Annotated in this window: 1 protein-coding gene; it reads right to left on the reverse strand. The window is 66.5% G+C overall.

Going from position 1 to position 2,837, the window contains the following annotated elements:
- Positions 1 to 228 precede the first annotated feature (228 nt).
- Positions 229 to 2,307 (reverse strand): U32 family peptidase, encoded by a 2,079-nt coding sequence (locus WMO66_RS02200; protein WP_349134774.1) that lies wholly within the window; start codon positions 2,305 to 2,307, stop codon positions 229 to 231.
- Positions 2,308 to 2,837 lie beyond the last annotated feature (530 nt).

Raw genomic sequence — 2,837 nt, forward strand, 5'->3', positions numbered from 1 at the left:
CCCCTACAATGGCGTGTGCGATCAACGTGAGTGCCTTCCCGAGATTGCCACGGGCGCAAAGCGCCCTCGCAATGACAAACCTTCGGCGTTCGCCGTTTTGCTGACAGCCTGTTTATTACACCAGTGCAGCGCCGGGCCGGGCTGTCCCCTCCCCTACAGCGTACCAATGGGCCAATGCGGCGCCGGGAGCGGCATGCCGCGCCCCAACAGTTTCCTTGTAATTACGGCTCACTCGACCCCTCTGTAATACAGTCCGCGGGTGCAGGCGCCGGGGTCGAACGGGGCGTTGAGGTTCGAAAGCACCGTGTCGATCTCGCCGGGGTTCTCCGTTGTGAACGACAGGCGCAGCGCCCACAGGCCGAAGCGGCGCAGGTCCTCGCGCTTGTCGAGGAGGTACAGCTTCTTGCCGTTGAGCACGACGCTGCGGCAGGTACCGCAGTCGCGCACGATACGGAATTCCTCGCCCTTGCGGTCGATGAGCTTCACCGGCCCCGCGCCGCAGGAGCACTCGCCGGTCCGGTTGCGGATGAGGCAGTTTTCCGTGAGCATGAGCGGCAGGCGGCCATAGACGAGCATCTCCGTGGGCAGGGGCTTTGACAGGTCGCGGAGCTGCGGCAGCGTCAGCTCGAACGAGGCCGTGAGCGAGCACAGGCCAAGGTCGCGCAGCTCCGAGGCCGCGCGGGAATTCGTCAGGTTCAGGCCGAAGTCGCCCGCCGCCTCCATGCCGCGGGAGCGCAGCAGGGACAGCTGGCCGACATTGCCCGTCAGCGCCCGGCGGATGCCGAGCGAGGCGGCAAGGTCCAGCGCATCGAGCAGGCGGCGCGTCTCGCTGTCCCAGACGATGCGGGGCAGCACGACGGCAAGCGTCTGCCGCGCGGCAAGGCTGCGGAAAAAGTCCGGCCGGGCCGCGATCTCGGACAGGGGGACATACAAAACCGCGGGCTTCAGCCGCAGCAGGCGGCCGGTGATCTGCTCGGCGGACAGCACGCTCACGGTGAACACCGGCGCGGCGCGCGTGCCGAGCACGGGCGGGAGCGCGCGGTAGGACAGCAGCTGCGGCGCGGGGCGGCGCGCCCGCACGGCGGAAAGATGCGCCAGCACCTCGCGGCGCATGCGGTTGATCTCCGCGGCGGGCAGCGTCAGGCCGGGGTCGACGACGCTGCGCACGGAGCGGGCGGCATAGGGCGTGCCGCCGGTTTTGGAAAGGCGGGCGGCAAGCTCGTCCTGCGTCAGCGCGCGCCGTTCGGCGTCCTGCGGAACGGCCCCCTGCGTCTGGCAGATGTGGCCGTCGGCATCCTGCACGGCGAGCATGGCGTTCTGTCCGTGCGCGACGATGGCGTAAAAATCCACCGGCACGCGCTGGGGCTCGAGATTTTCATAGGTCGCGCGGGCGGCGGCAAGCAGCTCGCGGTCCGGCCGCTCCGGCTGGCGCGTGCCGAACATCTGCGGGCCCGTGCGGCCGAGATAATAGCCCTCCGTGAAGCCCTCGCGGGAGAAGGCGACGCGCAGCGCGGAAAGATCCGACGAGCGGACCTCGCGGCCGTCGAGCGCGGCGCGGTAGATGCCCGTGACGATGGCGACATACTCCGGGCGCTTCATACGGCCCTCGAGCTTCAGGCTGGCCACGCCCATGCGCGCCAGCTCGCCGAGGTAGCGGATGAGGCAATTGTCCTTCAGGCTCATGGGATAGCGGTTTTCAAACCGGCCGTAGCCATAGGGCAGGCGGCAGGGCTGGGCGCACTGGCCGCGGTTGCCGGAGCGGCGGCCGATGACGGCCGACATATAGCACTGGCCGGAATAGCACATGCACAGCGCGCCGTGGGCGAAGACCTCGATGCGCACGGGGCTGTTGCGGCAGATATAGGCGATCTCCTCGCGCGGAAGCTCGCGCGAAAGCACGACGCACGAAAAGCCGAGCGCGGCAAGCTCGCGCACGCCCTCGAGCGAGTGCACCGTGAGCTGGGTGGAGGCATGCAGCGCCAGCTGCGGGGCGATCTGGCGGGAAAGGGCCGCCACGCCGAGGTCCTGCACGATGAGGGCGTCGACGCCTGCGCGGGCCGCGGCCGTGATATGCTCCGCGACCTTCGGCAGCTCGCGGTCCGTGACGAGGGTATTGAGCGTCAGGTAGACCCGCACGCCGCGCACATGGCAGTAGCGCACCGCCTCCGGCAGCTCGTCCAATGTGAAATTGCGCGCACCTGCGCGGGCATTGAACCCCTCCGCGCCCAGATAGACCGCATCCGCGCCGTTGCAGACGGCGGCGTGCAGCGCATCAAGGGACCCGGCGGGGGAGAGCAGTTCGAGCATGGCGGAAACTCCGTTTATCAACATTCCGGCATCAGCCGGGAGAAAATTTGATTTTTAATGAATACTGAAGACTGAAGAATGAAAAATGAATAATACATACGCAGGCCTTCGGCCGTGCGCTGTCGGGGCAAGGACAGCCCGGCCCGGCGCTGCACTGGTGTAAGAAACAGGCTGTCAGCAAAACGGTGAACACCAAAGGTCTGTCATTGCGAGGAGGGCGAAAGCCCGACGTGGCGCCCTGAGCGCGAAGCGCGAGGAAGTGCCCTTGGGGTGCAATCTCGGGAAGGCACTCGCAGTTCGTACAGATTGACGATAAAAACGTACAAACCGATTGCGTCTGTAGCGGCGTTCCCTGAGCGCCTTGCAGGCTGGCATATTTGAGGCGCAAATTCATTGGCGTGAGGCTTCCAGACTTGTCATTGCGAGACCCCGCAGGGGTCGTGGCAATCTCGGGAAGGCAGTTACGATTTCGCCGGAGGTACCCTGTCATCCAACCATGTCCTGCGAGATTGCCACGTCGGCCGTTGGCC

Origin of the sequence: Faecousia intestinalis (assembly GCF_040096185.1) — a bacterium.
GTDB lineage: Bacteria > Bacillota > Clostridia > Oscillospirales > Oscillospiraceae > JAZOXB01.